This window comes from Methylotuvimicrobium sp., from assembly GCF_050611805.1.
Classification (GTDB): domain Bacteria; phylum Pseudomonadota; class Gammaproteobacteria; order Methylococcales; family Methylomonadaceae; genus Methylotuvimicrobium.
The window spans coordinates 170,349-187,992 of record NZ_JBNGHF010000001.1 but is presented as its reverse complement, the minus strand read 5'-3'; the positions used below and the strand labels follow the sequence as shown (position 1 = coordinate 187,992).

Annotated in this window: 16 protein-coding genes; 7 read left to right on the top strand and 9 right to left on the bottom strand. The window is 46.5% G+C overall.

Annotated features, from left to right (window positions below; all coding sequences use genetic code 11):
* The first annotated feature begins 30 nt into the window (after positions 1–30).
* Both ACRJJO_RS00810 and ACRJJO_RS00805 read left to right on the top strand, forming a co-directional pair.
* Complete coding sequence (locus ACRJJO_RS00810; RefSeq protein ID WP_431064090.1) at positions 31–192, top strand: hypothetical protein; 162 nt, start codon at positions 31–33, stop codon at positions 190–192.
* Positions 193–518: 326 nt separating this feature from the next.
* Entirely contained in the window at positions 519–1,844 is a 1,326-nt protein-coding gene (locus tag ACRJJO_RS00805) for an autotransporter outer membrane beta-barrel domain-containing protein (RefSeq protein WP_431064089.1), read from the top strand.
* 561 nt (positions 1,845–2,405) lie between these two features.
* On the opposite strand, the gene ACRJJO_RS00800 is transcribed toward ACRJJO_RS00805, so the two are convergent.
* From ACRJJO_RS00800 to ACRJJO_RS00785, 4 genes are all read right to left on the bottom strand, one after another.
* On the bottom strand, positions 2,406–3,677 hold the full coding sequence (locus ACRJJO_RS00800; RefSeq protein WP_431064088.1) for an autotransporter outer membrane beta-barrel domain-containing protein: 1,272 nt from the start codon (positions 3,675–3,677) through the stop codon (positions 2,406–2,408).
* A 100-nt stretch (positions 3,678–3,777) separates the two neighbouring features.
* Positions 3,778–6,147: a caspase family protein gene (locus tag ACRJJO_RS00795; RefSeq protein ID WP_431064087.1), complete on the bottom strand. Its 2,370-nt coding sequence runs from the start codon at positions 6,145–6,147 to the stop codon at positions 3,778–3,780.
* Positions 6,148–7,180: 1,033 nt separating this feature from the next.
* On the bottom strand, positions 7,181–7,969 hold the full coding sequence (gene speD / locus ACRJJO_RS00790; RefSeq protein WP_431064086.1) for an adenosylmethionine decarboxylase: 789 nt from the start codon (positions 7,967–7,969) through the stop codon (positions 7,181–7,183).
* Between the two features lie 6 nt (positions 7,970–7,975).
* Positions 7,976–8,392: an OsmC family protein gene (locus ACRJJO_RS00785; RefSeq protein ID WP_404358936.1), complete on the bottom strand. Its 417-nt coding sequence runs from the start codon at positions 8,390–8,392 to the stop codon at positions 7,976–7,978.
* A 143-nt stretch (positions 8,393–8,535) separates the two neighbouring features.
* Between ACRJJO_RS00785 and crp the strand changes: the two genes are divergently transcribed.
* Genes crp through ACRJJO_RS00770 form a run of 3 tightly spaced genes read left to right on the top strand, consistent with a single transcriptional unit; the run spans position 8,536 to position 10,278 of the window.
* Positions 8,536–9,189 carry a cAMP-activated global transcriptional regulator CRP gene (gene crp / locus ACRJJO_RS00780; protein WP_014146545.1) on the top strand — a complete coding sequence of 218 codons (654 nt, stop codon included), beginning with the start codon at positions 8,536–8,538 and terminating at the stop codon, positions 9,187–9,189.
* A gap of 19 nt (positions 9,190–9,208) precedes the next feature.
* The gene (locus ACRJJO_RS00775) at positions 9,209–9,688 is read left to right on the top strand and encodes a YchJ family protein (RefSeq protein WP_431064085.1); all 480 of its coding nucleotides are present in this window, start codon (positions 9,209–9,211) and stop codon (positions 9,686–9,688) included.
* A gap of 59 nt (positions 9,689–9,747) precedes the next feature.
* On the top strand, positions 9,748–10,278 hold the full coding sequence (locus tag ACRJJO_RS00770; RefSeq protein WP_431064084.1) for a nucleoside triphosphate pyrophosphohydrolase family protein: 531 nt from the start codon (positions 9,748–9,750) through the stop codon (positions 10,276–10,278).
* Positions 10,279–10,629: 351 nt separating this feature from the next.
* On the opposite strand, the gene thyA is transcribed toward ACRJJO_RS00770, so the two are convergent.
* Together thyA and lgt are read right to left on the bottom strand one after the other, a co-directional pair.
* Positions 10,630–11,463, bottom strand: coding sequence for a thymidylate synthase (thyA, locus tag ACRJJO_RS00765; protein WP_431064083.1), 834 nt, complete (start codon positions 11,461–11,463; stop codon positions 10,630–10,632).
* Entirely contained in the window at positions 11,460–12,242 is a 783-nt protein-coding gene (gene lgt / locus ACRJJO_RS00760; RefSeq protein ID WP_431064082.1) for a prolipoprotein diacylglyceryl transferase, read from the bottom strand. Before lgt ends, thyA begins: the two co-directional genes overlap by 4 nt.
* A gap of 192 nt (positions 12,243–12,434) precedes the next feature.
* On the opposite strand from lgt, the gene ACRJJO_RS00755 reads away from it, so the two are divergent.
* Both ACRJJO_RS00755 and ACRJJO_RS00750 read left to right on the top strand, forming a co-directional pair.
* On the top strand, positions 12,435–13,118 hold the full coding sequence (locus ACRJJO_RS00755) for a VPLPA-CTERM sorting domain-containing protein (protein WP_431064081.1): 684 nt from the start codon (positions 12,435–12,437) through the stop codon (positions 13,116–13,118).
* Positions 13,119–13,325: 207 nt separating this feature from the next.
* On the top strand, positions 13,326–14,312 hold the full coding sequence (locus ACRJJO_RS00750; RefSeq protein ID WP_431064080.1) for a 2OG-Fe(II) oxygenase: 987 nt from the start codon (positions 13,326–13,328) through the stop codon (positions 14,310–14,312).
* Positions 14,313–14,533: 221 nt separating this feature from the next.
* On the opposite strand, the gene tatB is transcribed toward ACRJJO_RS00750, so the two are convergent.
* The 3 genes from tatB to ACRJJO_RS00735 all read right to left on the bottom strand — a co-directional run bounded on the left by tatB (position 14,534) and on the right by ACRJJO_RS00735 (position 17,529).
* Positions 14,534–14,845: a Sec-independent protein translocase protein TatB gene (gene tatB / locus ACRJJO_RS00745; RefSeq protein ID WP_431064079.1), complete on the bottom strand. Its 312-nt coding sequence runs from the start codon at positions 14,843–14,845 to the stop codon at positions 14,534–14,536.
* Positions 14,846–14,853: 8 nt separating this feature from the next.
* Positions 14,854–15,069: a twin-arginine translocase TatA/TatE family subunit gene (gene tatA / locus ACRJJO_RS00740; RefSeq protein ID WP_431064078.1), complete on the bottom strand. Its 216-nt coding sequence runs from the start codon at positions 15,067–15,069 to the stop codon at positions 14,854–14,856.
* An 87-nt stretch (positions 15,070–15,156) separates the two neighbouring features.
* Entirely contained in the window at positions 15,157–17,529 is a 2,373-nt protein-coding gene (locus tag ACRJJO_RS00735; protein WP_431064077.1) for a PhoX family protein, read from the bottom strand.
* Positions 17,530–17,644 lie beyond the last annotated feature (115 nt).

Sequence of the window (17,644 nt, the reverse complement as noted above, 5' to 3'; positions counted from 1 at the left end):
TTCCGGCATGAATTCTGAAAATAAATCCGAATGGCTGAAAGCGATACTCAAAGCCCGGTCCCGGACCTTAATGACTTAAGGCGGATAAAACCTGTCATGGATGGCGACGGAGGCGAGCATTCGGTATTCGCAGCCTCCTTCATCAAAACCTTGGATCGCAACGTTTCTTTGCTCGAAGGCCAGGAATTGTAGAGCAACTTATCGGCCAATATCGTAGCGATAACAGCGAAATACGGTATTGAGCAAGTTCCGCAATACGCGCCGGTAAATCATGCGGGCATAAGTCGGGGGATTTTTTCTTTGTGCCGAAGTAGTGGTTTTTCATCAAGAATGTTGTCTTAAAAAAGTTTCATCTAAGAATACGGTATACTTGAAAATTGCATAAATTAATCTATAAATCAATTGTATATTTGCATTTATTAAAAAAATAATTACAAAAAACACTATAAGTCTTGTATCAAATGATTATGGTCGATAGAATTTTAATTTTTCAAATTTCTTAGTGAACAGGGGGAGTGATGAAAAAAAATAACTTTCGGGTCGGTGATCCGAAAAGACTGGCCTTAATAACGGCACCATTGTTATGTGGCATTTCAATCAGCGATGTTTATGCGGTCGAGGATAACCGGGATTTTGTAAGCAATACAATTTTAAGTATTTGTCCGTCAGGTGTTCTTTTAGGGACAGAATTACAAGATCGATGTAATGAATTAGTAGGTGAAGATGATGGAATTATACCTAACAACATTCTAACCCAAGTAACGTCCGAACAAACTGCTGCACAAAAGTCGATTTCGTTGGAAATGAACAGCACTCAGTTGGGACTCTTGAGCAATCGCATTAGTGCGATCAGAAGCGGTAGACAAGGCGGCGGTTTGAATATTAGCGGCCTGATGATGGACAGCAACGGTAATCCTGTGTCGTCCAACCAATTTGCGAATTGGGGCGATTATCAAAATAAAGGCGCTGCAGGCGACGATAGCTACGAACGGCTCGGGGTTTTCGTCAACGGTAATATCGGCTTCGGCGATCGGAGGACTACGGTAAACGAAGCCGGCTACAATCTCGATACGCACGGCGGAACCGTTGGCATGGACTACCGGTTTACCGATAACTTTCTGATGGGTATGGCGTTTGGTTATAACAATGCAACATCGAGATATAGGAATAACTTGGGCGATATGGAGGCCGATAACTATACAGGTGCGGTATACGCTTCGTTTTATACCGAAGACGGTTTTTTCATCGACGGTATTTTCAGCGGCAGCCACATCGATTACTCGACCAGAAGACGTATTCAATATAACTTTGGTAATAATATCAACACCAATGCTATAGGCGATAATTCCGGTCGAGAATTCAACGTATCGATGAATACTGGCTATAACTTTAACGTCAGCGGCTTAACGATTACCCCTCAAGTTCGCGTCGACTACACGAGCAGCCAAGTGGATGCGCTGAATGAACGGGGCGGTTTAGGTTGGGCGCTACATATAGACGAACAGGATTTCGATTCGATGCAGACCGCTGCCGGCTTGCAGCTAAATTATGCGGTCAGTCTGCCTTGGGCCGTCATCGTGCCGATGGCGCGGGCCGAATATATTCACGAATTCAAAAATGATCAAAGGAATATCCAGGCGTTTTTTATCCAAGATCCTACGCAGACTCGGTTCAACATTCAGACCGATAAACCGGACCGAGATTACATAGTGATGAGCGCGGGAATTTCCGCTCAATTTATGCACGGCATTTCTGCATTCGTCAATTACGATACGGTTCAAGCCCATTCCTTCGTCAACAACCATAATTTTTCAGGCGGAGTCAGAGTGCAGGTTCCCTTTTAAAATATCGATAGGTGCATTAACCGAACAAGCGGAAACTTATTATTCCGTTTGTTCGGTTAATGCAATTCCATTCAATGAAAGTATACTCAGATCAAGATGGCACATTATCAATAAGTTAAATATACCGCGTAGTCCGTATTTTGAATATATCGGTTTAGTTGCATTTTCTTCAAGCCTATCTAAATCGTATTAATTACATTTTAAAAAAGGCTATGTTCGCGTTAATAGTTGATACTTTTGAACTTAAAGCCAACATGAAACCCAAGGATACAACTCTGAATTGCTTTCCTTTTTTCAATATCGTCCCAATGGTTGAAAGGAGGGTACGGTTGCTCGATTGACTGGTGTCGGCGGCAGGGCAAGCCGCCGCCAAGCCTACATGGACGTATTTACGGCGTCCTTTGACGGGCACCCCGACGCCGAATTTTGATCTGCGATGAGTATAGTAGGAAAGAGAACTGTTTCAACTGTTAACGCGAACATAGCCTTAATAAAGACAATCAGGATTACTCCTAATCCTGATTGTCTCGGATACGACTAAAATCTAAATCATAGTATTTTCTAGAAAGATACTGCCCATCTTAAACCGCCGCTAAAGTTATGGTTATTAACGAAGGAATGGGCTTGAACCGTATCGTAATTGGCAAATGCCGACAAACCATAAGCGAATTGCGCCGAAATACCTGCATTCATAACAATGTAGTCTCTATCGGGATTATCGGTAATTATTGAGAACTGAGCAGTGGGATCAGCTACAAAACGAGCATTAATTCGCCGACTATCGTTTTCAAATTCATGAATGTACTCAGCTTTCGCACTTGGCACGATAACGGCCCATGGCAAACTCAGCGCATAAGAAAGCTGTAAACCGGCCGCGGTTTGCAGCGACTCAAACTCTTGACCACCGATATGCAAAGCTAAACCCGCTCCGCCCGTTTCCGTTAAGGCATCGACCCGAGTCGTCGTGTAATCGACTCGCACTTGAGGAGTCAAGGTCAATCCACCAAATGCCATGTTATAGCCGGTATTCATACTTACATTGAATTCATCACCCTGGGTATTTCCCTGAGCGTTCGTATTTGCGACCGCAATATTTCTAATCGAGTCATACTCTAGATGGCTACCGGAAAAAATTCCGTCAATAAAAAAACCGCTTTCGGTAAAAAATGACCCGTAGATTGCGCCGGTATAGCTGTCATTTTCATTTCTTCCTAAACTATTAAAATACCGGGAAGTTGAATTGTTGTATCCGAACGCTGCACCAAGGAGAAAATTATCGGTAATTCGATAATCCGCGCCAAAAGTTGTCCCGTGCTCATCGAGATTGTAACCGAGTTCATTGGCAGTTGTTCGTCTGTCGCCGAATCCGATGTTACCGTTAACAAATATACCAAGTCTTTCATAACCGGTATCGCCCGCCGCAGCTTTGTTAGTTTGCCCTAGAGCTAGCGGGTTATTTATATCATCAAACAACAATCCGCTTAAATTCAAGCCACCACCTTGACGCCCTCCCCTTACGGCGGCAACTCGTGCGCCGATCGATGATAGCTGAACATTGTTCATAGCTAATGCGTTCATACTTTGTGAAGCTGTCTGCATTGATGAAATTTGGGTGAGAGAATTAGGTACATTTACTATTAATGCATCATTACAATAACTACTGAACTGAACATCGCTTGAATTACAAGACGGGCCCCCTGGTAAAAACATATTCTGTACCTGAATTTGGTTTTCACTCAGTGCTCCTACATATGACTGAGCATATGATTGTCCAACCGGCAATAAAATTGTTCCTATCGATGTAAAAAATAATATTTTATTATTGACTTTCATTTTTTCCCCTAATTAATAAATTAAAATAATTTGTTTTATAACTCTTGGATTCAATAAATGTAAGTACCAAAATTTCGGAAAATATGAAAACTCCGAAACCTCAATTACCATTACTAGGCACAAAGAAAAATTCTCCCGACTCATGCCCCGCATGATTTACCGGCGCGTATTGCGGAACTTGCTCAATACCGTACTTCGCTGCTATCGCTACGATATTGGCCGATACGTTCCTGTACAATTCCTGGCCTTCGAGCAAAGAAACGTTGCGATCCAATGCTTTGATGAAGGAGGCTGCGAATACCGAATGCTCGCCTCCGCCGCCGTCCATGACAGGTTTCAATCCACCTGAAGTCATTACGGTCCGGGACCGGGCTTTGAGCATCGCTTTCAGCCATTCGGATTTCTTTTCAGAACTCATGCCAGCATCCAGCCTCGCCAGTGAAGAACGGGTCATCGCACCGGAGTAACAAGAATCGGCAACGACCATGACGTGTTTTGCGGACATCGCATTTAAAATATCGGTGATCGAAACGGTAGATATCCAATTCGCGTTGTTGTCAGCTTCGGCATCGACCGGCAACCAATGCCCACGCATGTTGACTTGATCCAACTCGCCATGGCCGGCATAGTAAATCAGCAAATTATCCTTTTCGGTTAGCTTTGCCCGCATTTCATTCATCGCCGACAAGATTTGATAACGATTAGCGTCGATCAATAATTTAGTTTTAAATCCGTATTTTTCGCGAAGAACCCGGTCGACCGCTCGCGCATCGTTAACCGGCGTATCGAGAGACGGAATTTTCTGATAGCGGTTGTTGCCGATGATCAATGCATGATAATGGCCGAAATCCAAATCTTTCCATGGGCTGACAGTCTGCAAGCGATTAATGTCTTCTTTACCGCGTTGACTATCGCTTATCGGGCCTTCCAAGGTCATTTTGAATTCGAGGCTTTCGCGCGCACCGTTTTTATCGACCGCGACGATTCTAACCGGTGTTTCTTGAGCTGTAATGGCTATACTGCTGTTAAAAAGGCCCCGTTCGTCGAGACGACTTTTTACATCGTTGATCAACACCGATAATATACCCACCGGCGAACTGGCTTTACCGATGATTTCCCTTTCTTTGACGATGGAACGCAACGTTACAGTTGGCACTCCGCGGACCCGCACGAATGGCGGATCGATAATTTCGATGACGGGTTTTTGCGCTGCTGCAACAGTCATCGAAGATTTTTGTAATTGTTGGATTTCTTGTTCGTATCTTTCCTTCTCTGCTTCGAGTCTGGCAATTTGATCGGCCATAAGCCGTTCACGGTTTTCTTTTTCTTGTAAGTCCTTTTGAATTTTCTGCAGAGCATCCTTGTGTTTGCGCTCGATTACATCCAATTTTTGCGTATCGTCCGCCGCCGGAGTGGCCGATACGGGACTCTTGGCCGACAACAATTCTTGCTCGGTTTTTGCTAATTGCGCCTCGGCGTTGACTAATTTAAGCTGGATTTCGCCGGTTTCGGTCTTTTGTTTTTTGAGTTGGCTATAGATTTGGTTGGCCCGTTTTTCAGTTTCCTTCAATTTGCTGTTGAGTTGGTCGACTTCTTGACGATACTGCTTTTCAAGATTGCCGATCTGAGCCGTGTAAGCCGATAATTCCCGTTCCGCATCTTGCAATTTACGCTTTAAACCGGGGATTGCGGCATTGTCGCCGCGGCCGATAGCCGCATCTAGTTTCGACTGGGTATTGTTACGTTCGTCTAGGTAGCGTTGCAGTTTTTGTTGGCTTTCCTGTAATTGACGCTGTGTTTTCGCGAGTTCGTCCGATAAGCGACTTGCTTCGTTTCGACTATTGTTGAGCTCGGTTTTGAGCCATTTGATTTCTTCCAGTAAGCCTTCATCCGGCGAAGTCTGGAGAGTTGCCGCATAGGGTATATCTTTCTCGTCGAGCCCTGAGGCTTTCTGATACCATTGCATAGCTGCGGCGGAATCCTGCTCGACACCAAGCCCCTTTTCATAGAGATAACCGAGACTTAATTGCGCTCGCTTGTTGCCCTGCTCGGCCGCTCTTTTAAACCATAACGCCGCGCTTTGATAATCGGGCTGAGTTCCAAGCCCTTTTTGAAAAATTTCCCCAACATAAGCCTGAGCTTCGGCATCTCCCTCTTGTGCGGCAGGAAGCCATAAATTTAAAGCGGTCGCATAATTCGAACGATCGAATGCGACATAATCGCCACCTCGAATTTCGCAGTCCAACGCGGTGGTCTTGATCGGAATCTTAGCCGTTAAAAAGGTCATCATCCGGCCCATTCTTCTAATTTGACCGGGCAGGAGACAATCCACTATATAAAGTTTATCAGCATCGCGCATCTGTTCTACTTTCGCAAAATCCGCCGCGCGCTCCTTAACCCCGGCGGAATCTGCCGTACAGGCGGCCAACACTACGATTGTCATTGAAGCTAATAAGGGAAACGGTTTCATAATTTAAGCCGAATCAAGATTACCAATATAACGTGAACATAAAATTCAGAGCTTCTGAGGGCTCTTTAGACTTTCTTTAGCCATATACATGGCCATTACAAAGTTTGGTCGTAAATAACTTCCCTACTTTATGCAGGGTTCAGTTGCTCGATTCGCGGGTGTCGGCGGCAGGGCAGATTTTTGCTCCTGCAAAATCTGCATTCATGCCATCCATGGCAATCAGTCGCCGCCGTCAAGCCTACACGGATCGTATTCACCCAGCACCTAAATAAGCCATGATTTTGAATCATTGCCAAAGACCCATGGAATTTAGGTGCTGGATTCACGGCGCCCTGTCTAGCGAGTTACCGAAATCTCAACAAAGCTCATAGCTCCAGGGCGTTATTTATAAGGAAATCCTACGATAAGCCGACACACGGGCTCTTCTTCAGTTTCCACAACTGCTCCAGCGTAGTAATGCGACCGATCTTGCCTAGGCGGGCTAAGGCATGGTTTCCCACGGAGGACCGTTGGGACCAGAAAAAATCCGTCATCCATTGCAACAGGGCCCCAGCCACAAACCGATGTTATGACAACACATATTACCGACAAATATTCATTATAAATATTGGCATTATGTGAATATATTCGCAAAAAGAATCATAGTATTAATTTTTAAATAATACTAGAAACAAAATAGCCGCTCAGTTCAGGCAAACTCCATATAAAATCAATCAACTCCACGGTATTTGTACGCTTGGCTTAATAACGGAAAAACGATAAATTCCAAAATTTGGGGAAATTTTTTAGGGAAAATTCGGCAATCGATGCCGTAATCTTATCGGAGAGAAAAGGGAAAAAGACATAAGCACCAAATTAACGCTTATTTTGTGGTGAATTTTCGGCTTTATTCGTCGTCTCGGCTAGATTGACGATATCCAGGACCGGATGTTGAAGCTATGTATAACCTTCCTTGGTCACAATGTCTAAGTCCATAAGAAAACGGATAGATCAAATTCAACCTAATCCGCAAAAAATTCACTGCTAACTAAAATTAAGCATAGTTTCTGCCATAAAATATTTCAGCCATTTCCTGCTGCAATTGCTCTTGTATGGCTTCCTTTTCTTCTTCGCTAAACGCGCTTTCTTTTTCGAACAAATAATTTTCCAACTCGGTTTCTTTCAACAGCATTTTGGTATGGAAAAGGTGTTCTTGATAGACATTAACGTCGATCATTTGATATTTTTCGCGCGTATCTTCCGAGATATATTTTTGAATCGACGTAATATTATGATCGATATAATGCTTTTGCCCCGATACATCTCGTGTAAAGCCACGTATTTTATAATCCATGATTACAATATCTGATTCAAAACTATGTATCAGATAATTTAATGCTTTTAACGGCGATATCTGACCGCAAGTCGATACATCGATATCCGCACGGAATGTGCTGATCTCGGTATCGGGATGACATTCGGGATAGGTATGCACGGTGATATGGCTCTTGTCCAAATGCGCGAGCACGGTTTCGGGCAGCGGTCCCGGAGACTCGCTGTTGAGTTGTTCAGCATCGACTTCAGTATCCATGCCCTCGGCAATCAACATGGTCACGCTGGCACCTTGCGGATCGTAATCTTGATGCGCTATGTTCAGAATATTGGCGCCAATAATTTCGGCGACATCCTTTAATATTTGTGTGAGGCGATCTGCATTGTAAGCCTCATCGATATAGTCTATATAAGCCTGTTTTTGATCGGCCGGTGTATAACAAACATCGTAAATATTAAAGCTGAGCGACTTTGTTAAGTTGTTAAAGCCGTGTAATTTTAATTTTTTCAAAATTTATTAAACCTCGATTACTTCAAAGTCGTGGGTAACCTCTGCTGTTTTACCCAGCATGATGGATGCGGAACAATATTTTTCCGCCGATAATTTTATCGCGCGTTCTACAGCATTCGCTTTAAGTTCGCGTCCGGTTACGACAAAATGTAAATGAATTTTGGTGAACACGCTGGGTATGGAGTCCGCTCGTTCAGCCGTTATTTCGACACGACAATCGACGATATCGTTTCTGCCTTTGCGCAAAATATCTACGACATCGAAAGACGAGCAACCACCTAGTCCGAGTAAAATCATTTCCATCGGCCTCGCCCCCATGTTGCGTCCCCCATGGTCTGGAGAACCGTCCATGACGACTGCATGTCCGCTACCGGTTTCGCCAACAAACATAACACCGTCAACCCATTTAACTTTCGCTTCCATCTGTCTTTACCGACCCAATAAAAGTCGCATAGATTAACACACCAGGCTAAATTTAAAAGATCATCATTGTTGATTTTTTTATAAAAATGCGGCACTGTTAGCGGAATTTTTTTTACAACATAGTTAGAGGATGATTAGTTGTTATGACCCCTAGTAAGCTAAACCCGGCATATAGAGATGCATTGGAGCCTTTTTTACACTTGTGCCATACCAAGTCCTACCCGGCTAAAACCACCATCATTCGTCCCGGCGATACCGGTGACCGCCTCTATTTTATTATCGAAGGCTCTGTCAGTATCGGTGTCGAAGACGAAGACGGCCGTGAATTGATCCTTGCTTATTTAAACAAACACGACTTTATCGGCGAAATCGGTGTATTTAAGCCGACCGACACTCGAGAAGTCAGTGTTAATACACGAACGCCCTGCAAATTGGCGGAAATCGGTTATGAAAGGCTAAAACAAGCATTAAAAAAAGAATTGTTGGAATATGCTCCCGAAATCCTGTCCATGCTCGGCGAACAATTAGCGTCTCGCCTTTTGATCACCAGCCGCAAATTCCGCGATCTCGCCTTCATGGATGTGGAAGGCCGTATCGCTCGTACCCTTCTTGACCTAGCAAAAGAACCGGATGCCGTTACTCACCCGGACGGCATGCAGCTGCGTATCACTCGCCAAGAAATCGGCCGGATTGTCGGTTGTTCTCGGGAAATGGCCGGAAGAGTGCTCAAAGAACTTGAAGATAAAGGTCTGATTACCGCCCACGGCAAAACCATCGTCGTTTTCGGCACCCGTTAACGTACTCGTTATTACATCGATGGTTGATATGTGTCTTTGCGGTTCGGGGCTACCGTACGAAAAATGCTGCCGAACTTACCATAACGGTAGCCGATTTGCCGAAACCGCGGAAATGTTAATGCGTTCGCGCTTTACCGCCTATGCCTATCATGATGCTGCTTATCTTTTAGCAACCTGGGACAATGCTAAAAAGCCTCAGTCTATCGATTTTTCTAAAGATAAAACGGTCTGGACAAAGCTCGAAATCGTCAACGTCAAAAAAGGCGGTAAAAACGACGTTAAAGGTTTAGTGGAATTTAAAGCCTTTTTTAACCTCGATAATGAAGAGCGAGTCATGCACGAACTCAGCCGTTTCAAAAAATCCGGCGAACGCTGGTATTATCTGGACGGTTTGGTCAAATCGATCGGCCAACCGAAAACGGAAAGCGGCCAAGGCAAAAATGCCACCTGCCCTTGCGGCAGCGGAAAAAAATTCAAACGTTGCTGCGGACAAAATTAACGCAACTTTTTTCGCCTCATCCAGTCTCATTTCGACATCCATCAAAAAAGGGGGCAGCAATGAATCAGCATTTAGCAGCAATCAGGGCTTACCACGACGAATTAGCGATTCCGCAAGCCGAGCACGGAGCGCCCGTTGATGTTTCCGATATGGATATCATTCTACGTCAGGCGTTACTGATGGACGGCGGCAGCGAAACCTTTAAGGCAATCAAATCCGGCGAAATGGCGGCTATTCTGGCCGGCTTGACCGATCTCGCCTATTACGCGTTGAGCGCAATCGCGCTTTCGGGTAACGATGTCAGCGATGAACCGGTAGATTGGCGGCACGACGGCTTCGTCCTATCGGTCATGACCTTGTTGTCCAAGGAAATCGATCGATGTAAAGACGGCGATCCGACAAACTATTCTGCACTCTATTGCTTATGCGTTCACTTGACCAAAGCCTTTTTAAACGCCGACTTCAACGGCGCATTTCAGTGCATTCACGCCAATAACATGGACAGACTGAATGCGATAAAAAACGCGGATAGGCTAACTCAATTGCAATTACCGAAAGCGCCGGACTTGAGCGAATTCATGTACGAATAACAAACATGAAATAACTACGATAACTGCTTTCTGGTTCCCACGATCCTCCGTGGGAACTCATACCTTTTAAACTCAAAAATGGTTAACTTTATGAAGGTATGGGGTGTGGCTAGCGAGGATGTCGGCAGCAGGGATCGCTGCCGTCAAGCCCCCATGGACGGGTTCACGGCGGTCCTCGATAGACACATCCCATACCTTTTTCTTAGACGGTTTTTTTAATCAAAAGGGAGTAGCTGCCGAGGCAAGATCGGTATGCATTCCCACGCTGGAGCGGTGGGAACGAGGTAACTTAATGGCAGTGACCTTCTGGAAATGAAGAATCAAAAAACCTACGTTATTTCGTACTCATTCCTAAACCGAAATCGTCGCCTTGATATGCGCGTGAGCTTGGTAATCGAGCATCTCAAAATCTTCGAAGCGATAATCGAATATCGATTCCGGCTTGCGTTTGATCGCTAAGCGAGGCAAGGGATAAGGCTCGCGCGTCAATTGCAATTTAGCCTGCTCCAGGTGATTCAAATACAGATGGACATCGCCGCCGGTCCAAATAAAATCGCCAACCTCTAAACCGCTCTGCTGAGCAGCCATGTGAGTCAATAACGCATAACTGGCGATATTGAACGGCAACCCCAAAAAAGTATCACAGCTGCGCTGATACAACTGGCAAGATAATTTGCCGTCGGCAACATAAAACTGAAATAACGCATGACAAGGCGCCAATGCCATTTTTCCGTTGACAACATTTTGCTGCGGACTGAGTTTCTCATCAGGCAAATCGGCAACATTCCAAGCCGAAACGATCATGCGCCGGCTATTAGGGTTGCTTTTTAATTGCTCGATTACTGTAGCAATCTGATCGATATACGTTTTATCCGGAGACGGCCATGAACGCCATTGATAACCGTACACCGGCCCCAAACCACCGTCGGCATCGGCCCATTCGTCCCAAATCGTCACCCCATGCCGATGCAAATAATCCAAACGTGTATCGCCGTGCAAAAACCAAAGTAGCTCATGAATGATCGATTTCAAATGAACTTTTTTGGTCGTCACTAACGGAAATCCGTCCGCCAACGAAAATCGCATTTGATGACCGAAAATCGATAAAGTACCGCTACCGGTTCTATCGCCTTTCAACGTCCCTTCGGTTAAGATTTTTTCCAATAAATCCAGATATTGCTTCATGCGGTTTTTCTGTAAGCCCAGTAGAACATAAATCCGCCGATTAGTATCATTGGCGTCGATAGTATCTGCCCCATCGTGACCCAATCCAACATCAAATAACCCAGATGCGCATCGGGCATGCGATAAAATTCGACAAAAAACCGAAAGCAGCCGTAAAGCATCACCGCCAAGCCGGTCGCGGCCATCGTCGGCCTCGGTTTACTGCTATATATCCAAAGCACGATGAACAACACCAACCCTTCGAGAAACGCTTCGTAAAGCTGCGAGGGATGACGCGGCAAAGGCCCGGCATTCGGAAACACCATCCCCCAAGGCACTTCGGTCGTTCGCCCCCACAATTCGGCATTGATAAAATTGCCGATGCGGCCCGCGCCCAATCCGATCGGCGCCAGCGGAGCGATAATGTCGGTCAATTGCATCATGGTGCAATTATTTTTCCGCCCGAAAATCCACATTGCAACAAACACGCCGAGCATACCGCCATGAAAGGACATGCCGCCCTGCCAAATTTTGTAAATGATGCTCGGATCGTTCAAAAACTCACTAAAGTTATAAAACAAAATATAACCCAGCCGTCCACCGAGTATAACCCCTAGTGCGCCATAAGTAACGAGGTCTTCGATCGCTTCTGGTTTAACCGGCGACCAAGGTTGCTCGGCTCTTTTTTTGCCTAACACCCAAACGGCGGCAAAACCGATCAAATACATCAACCCATACCAATGAACTTTTACGGGACCCAGACTGAACGCAACAGGATCGATATTAGGATAAGTCAGCATTTTTCTCGATAGGTAATGATTAACGGCCTTCCATTATACATGTCTTCCGCCGCATCCCGATAAGCACAAGTAATTCTGCATTGTCATTAAATCTTCAACAAACATTCACCGATTTGTCACAGTATGCGGTTATTTTGTTAAGTGCTGCACAAAAAACGAACGAGATCCTTAACTTTAACTTGGAGACTAATCATGAATCTTACTAAAACGTCCCTTTCTGCGGCTATTTTGTCGACCGGCTTGGCATTCTCCGGATTTTCCGAAGCTGCTTTGGAAAAACGTATCGACGGCATGTGGTACGACACCGATTTGAACGTGACTTGGCTAGATATGACCGCAACCGGTAAAACATGGGATGAAGCGGTCGAATGGGCAAGCACTTTGAACCATGCCGGTTTCGAGGGCTGGCGCTTGCCGACTGTAAAACCGGTAAACGGCACGGATTTTCAATACGGCGTCGAATTTGAGGGCATTAACTATCAAACGGCTGACGGCAGCACGGATTGGGGTTGGAACATTACCAGCCCGAATTCTGAATTGTCACACTTATTCTATGCCACTTTAGGAAATGTCGCCGAATTTGATCAAGACGGTTTTCTGACGAACAACAGTGGACTCAGCAACACGGGGCCTTTTAAAAATTTGCAAGCCGGCGTGTACTGGACAGGTACCGAATTTTTCCTAGATACCGAAGATTTTGCTTGGACTTTCCAAACCGATTTCGGTCTGCAAACCGATGATCTGAAATCATGGCAAAATCTATCCATCGCGGTTCGCGACGGTGACTTCGCCCCGGTTCCGGTTCCTGCCGCCGTTTGGTTCATGATCAGCGGTTTAATAGGCTTAGTCGGCATGCGCAAAAAAGCGGCTGCCTGATTTGCTTATCATATAAAAGCACATCAGCGTTAATCGTCAATGCTGAGCCCCCCTCAGCATTGACCGCTTCATTAACCGGCAACTCAATCGAACATCCGGTTTTCTTTTTGTGACGGCTATCCGTCGATTATCCGCATCTAGCAGGGCAAAAGAAGCCAATTCGCGCTCAGTTTTTAACACTCGCACGCAATACCCCTGGAGACCCATTTGCTACCCTCTCACGAACTCTGTCAAAAAATCCGGCCCGGTAAAATCGCTCCGGATTTTTTATTACCGGAAATAGACGGAATGCCGGTAACTTTTTATGAACAATACTGTGGACAAGGTCCGGTTGTTATCATATTTTCCGCCATTCAAGTCGAACTCATACGATATGCGCCGATTGCTAATCACACCAACCTACTCGGAGTATTTTCCGGAAATCAAAATCATCAGATCGATTCCCCATTTCCAATACTTCAGGATGACGGGCGCTTGACACAGGCTTTTTTGAACGCCTCACAGGTAAGCGAATCGCTGGTATTGATATTGCGCCCTACCTTGACCGTTTTTGCCTGTCTTGAAAATCCCACCCTCAACGAAATAGAACACATACTCGATGCGATCCCGGCGCAAAACTCCATAGTTTGCAATGAAACCGCCCCGGTCTTAATCGTTCCCGAAGTGTTGTCCTCTTCGTTGTGTACACAATTGATTGCTGCTCATGATGCGGATAACTTCGATAGCGGCATGGTGCGCATGGTCGCCGGGGAACCGACACTGATTCCCGATGCCAGAACTAAAATTAGACGCGATCATCGCTTAAACGATCCGGATTTGGCTCAGGCTGTAAACGACGCATTAGTTGAGCGATTATTGCCGGTTATTGCCCGCGCCTTTCATTATCCGGTAACCCGACTGGAAGGTTATAAAGTCGTGGCTTACGATGCAATCACCGGCGGTTATTTTCGCCTGCATAGGGATAATGTGACGCCGGATGCCAAACATCGGCGTTTCGCATTATCGCTGAATTTGAACGACGATTACACGGGAGGCGAAATCGTTTTTCCGGAATTTGGAGCTAAACGTTACCGTCCGCCATCAGGAGGCGCATTAGTGTTTTCCGGAACCTTACTTCACGCCGCTACCGATGTGACGGCCGGAAAACGATATGTGTTGCTGACGTTTATGTGGGGGGATGATGTTAGCGGTTAGCAAACTGTAACGGTATCAACGCATCTGTCAAATTTCATTGTTGTAGACCGTTCGTGCTGAGCCAAGTCGAAGCATGAAGGGTCTACAACACTTTCATTTGCTTGGTCGATGCATGAGCGGATTCTACATACCAGCCACTAGTTGAGCATTCTAAATCCCGTCCACCCTTCGACTAGGCTCAGAGCGAACGGGATTTAGAATGCTCAACTTATTTTTTAGGATCAAAGTTTCTTGGCGCGCTTCGGTGATGGAACGATCGACGGCATCGGCTTGTTAATTTTTTGCCTGAGCTCATCGGCCTCTGCTTTGAAATGTTCGATCTCCTCCAAGCCGCTTTGCTCCCGGACCGCTTGACGCAGTTCTTCTGCGTCCAGTTCTTCCTTGATTTCGGCTTTGACTTTGGTCACCGTATTTTTCGCCTTGCCTACCCAAAAGCCCGCAACGCGGGCCACTTTCGGCAGTTTCTCAGGCCCTATGACCAACAATGCGACCAAACCGATCATGCATAGTTCGGTAAAACCGATATCGAACATAACAGAATTTAGACTTTGCTTTGATGTTGCAATTCGACCGAATCTTCCACTTTTTCGGATTCTTCTTTGCTTAATTGTTTATCGTCCTCGCCTTCCTTGACTGAATTGCGAAAACTCTTGATCGCGACGCCCAAATCGGAACCCAAGTTTCTAACGCGTTTGGTACCGAATAAAAGAATCACGATGACCATGATGATGACTAATTGCGTAACGCTGATGCCCATTGTATCTCTCGACTAAAAGCATTTTAAAAAAATGGGCGTCCTTGCCCACGAGTCTTTCCTTTAGAAAATGACTAACTCACGAGCTCTTTATAAACCGACCACGCCGCCGTCTTCACGCGTAACGACCAATGTCGCCGAGCGCGGACGAGGACCGTTAGGATTCGGCACAACTTCAACATCGCCAGGATGTCCGTAAACCGCGCCGCTGTCCGGCCAGTTACTGGTGAACACACCCGGTTGCGAGCGATCGCCCGGATGCTGGAAGTTGACGAACAAGGTTTTGCCGTCCGGTGTCGAAACGACGCCTGTGGTTTCTTGATCCCATGGACCGGATAAGAATCGTTTGATTTCACCCGTCTCAGGATTTGCCGCCAACATTTGGTTATTCCCGAACGGTCCTGAAGCTTGTTGCGAGCCGCTCATGTCGGTCTGAATCCACATCGTACCGAATTGGTCGATCCACAAACCGTCTGCACTGGCGTGAATATTTTCTTGCGTCAATGCAGGTCCACCTTGTTCCGGCAAGACTTGGCTATCGATTTCCGGACCCGACAAGACGAAGATATCCCATTCAAATTTGGTCGCCCAAGAACGGTTACCTTGCTCGCGCCAACGAATGATGTGACCGTACGGATTCGGTCCTCGCGGATTAGCGGCATCAATTGGATTATTACCATTTTCATCCGTACGTGAACTATTATTGGTCAAAGTGAAATACACTTCCCGGGTTTGCGGATGCACGGCACCCCATTCCGGACGGTCCATTTTCGTCGCACCGACAACATCAGCAGCTAGACGCGTGTTGACCAAGACATCGGCTTGATCCGCGAATTCGACGCCGGCAGCGGCAGCCGCGGCTTGAAATTTCGGATTGTTGATATCCAACGCCAGCCATTCGCCGGTGCCGTCGTCGTTGAAACGGGCGGCGTACAATATGCCTTCGTCCAGCATGTCGCCGTTGGCATTTTTGCTGTAACGCGCTTTAGTAACGAATTTATAGCAGTATTCGTTCCGTGCATCGTCGCCCATATAGAAAGTAAGCGGCTGGCCAAGTTGAGGCGGTGCGAACACAACTCCCTCGTGTGCGAAACGGCCCATCGTGGTACGTTTGATCGGCGTGCTGTTCGGATCGAATGGATCGATTTCGAGAATCCAGCCTTGCGTATTCGGCTCGTTGCGGTAATCTTCAGTCGCATCGGCGCCTTTAGGCGTGGCATCGAAGCGGATGTATTGATCTTCACCGCTTTGCGCGGTTTCCCAACCGTAGCGGCTGCTGGTGGTACGCACGCCATAACGGCTTTGTTCTCTCGGCCGACTCAACGACAAGTCTTCGGCAATACCGGCTTGCGTCAACAAGGCGCCGAATTCGCCTTCCAACACGCGATCCGTATCGTTAAAAGTATTGCCGATTTGCGAGTAGACCAAGTTGGTGACTTTTTGATCGAAGAACTCGTCGAAAATACCGATGATACGGTTGGTTTCCGGATAAAAACGCGCAAAATAGCGGCCTTGTACAAACGATGTTTTCCTGATGCCGTTTACGATTGGATAATTACCCGGTTGCGTGTCTTCGAACCAGTCTAACAAAGCTTCCGCGCGAGCCAATTGCACGCGACTGACGAAATAGCCCGCCCAGTTTTCTTCGCAGGTCAAGTAAGTGCCCCAAGGCGTGTAACCGTTCGCGCAGTTATTGATCGTGCCGCGCGCCATCGTGCCGTCCGGGCTGTATTTGGTTTTGACCAATTCGCTGCCGCGTACTGGGCCGCGAATTTCAGCAGGCGTGCCGGCCGTGACGCGGCGGTTATACGAACCGTTGACTACGCCCCACTCGCCGCTGATCGCATTTTTTTGGATCTCGACCACACTGACGCCGTGTGCGGCGATTTCTTTTCTGACTTCGTCGGTCGGCCGTTGACCGGCAATGAAAGTTGCGCCGGCTGCATGAAATACGCGTTGATCGACATACTCATGGTTCACGCACAATAGGCCGTGACCGTTCGGGTCGTCTTGCATCGGGAAGTAATGCATGCCGTCGTGATGGGAGCCGACTTGTTGTTCTTGCTCTTCGCCGGTATTGCTGTTGACTGAATCAAAGGCCGGATAGCTACCGGTGATCGGCGTACCCCAAGGAATCAGCGCTTGCGCTTTATAACCTTGCGGAATGGTTGCTGTATCGGAACGCGTGATAGGAATAGCGTCGAAACCCAATGTCGGCTTCAATGCAAATGGAGGTTTGCCCACGCGCGGCGGCAACAAACCCGGACGAGCCGCTTCGGCCATATTAACCATACCGGAAGCACCAAAAACGCCGGCTACTGCTGCAGTTAAACTGCCGCTCAGCACTTGGCGGCGCGACAGTCTTTTTTCTAAAATCGTTTCGAAATGCAGGTTATCCGAATGATTGCTCATCGGCTCGTCGCCATTATCGATCTCAATCATCGTTTGTTTATTATCGCTCATGTAATGCCTCTCTCTTCGCTTAATCAAGGTTAAGTTGAGCGGTCACTATAGTGAGGAGATGTGAAAAAATGATGAAGATTTAGTGACTGTTAAATGACGGAAACGTTACCGTGCA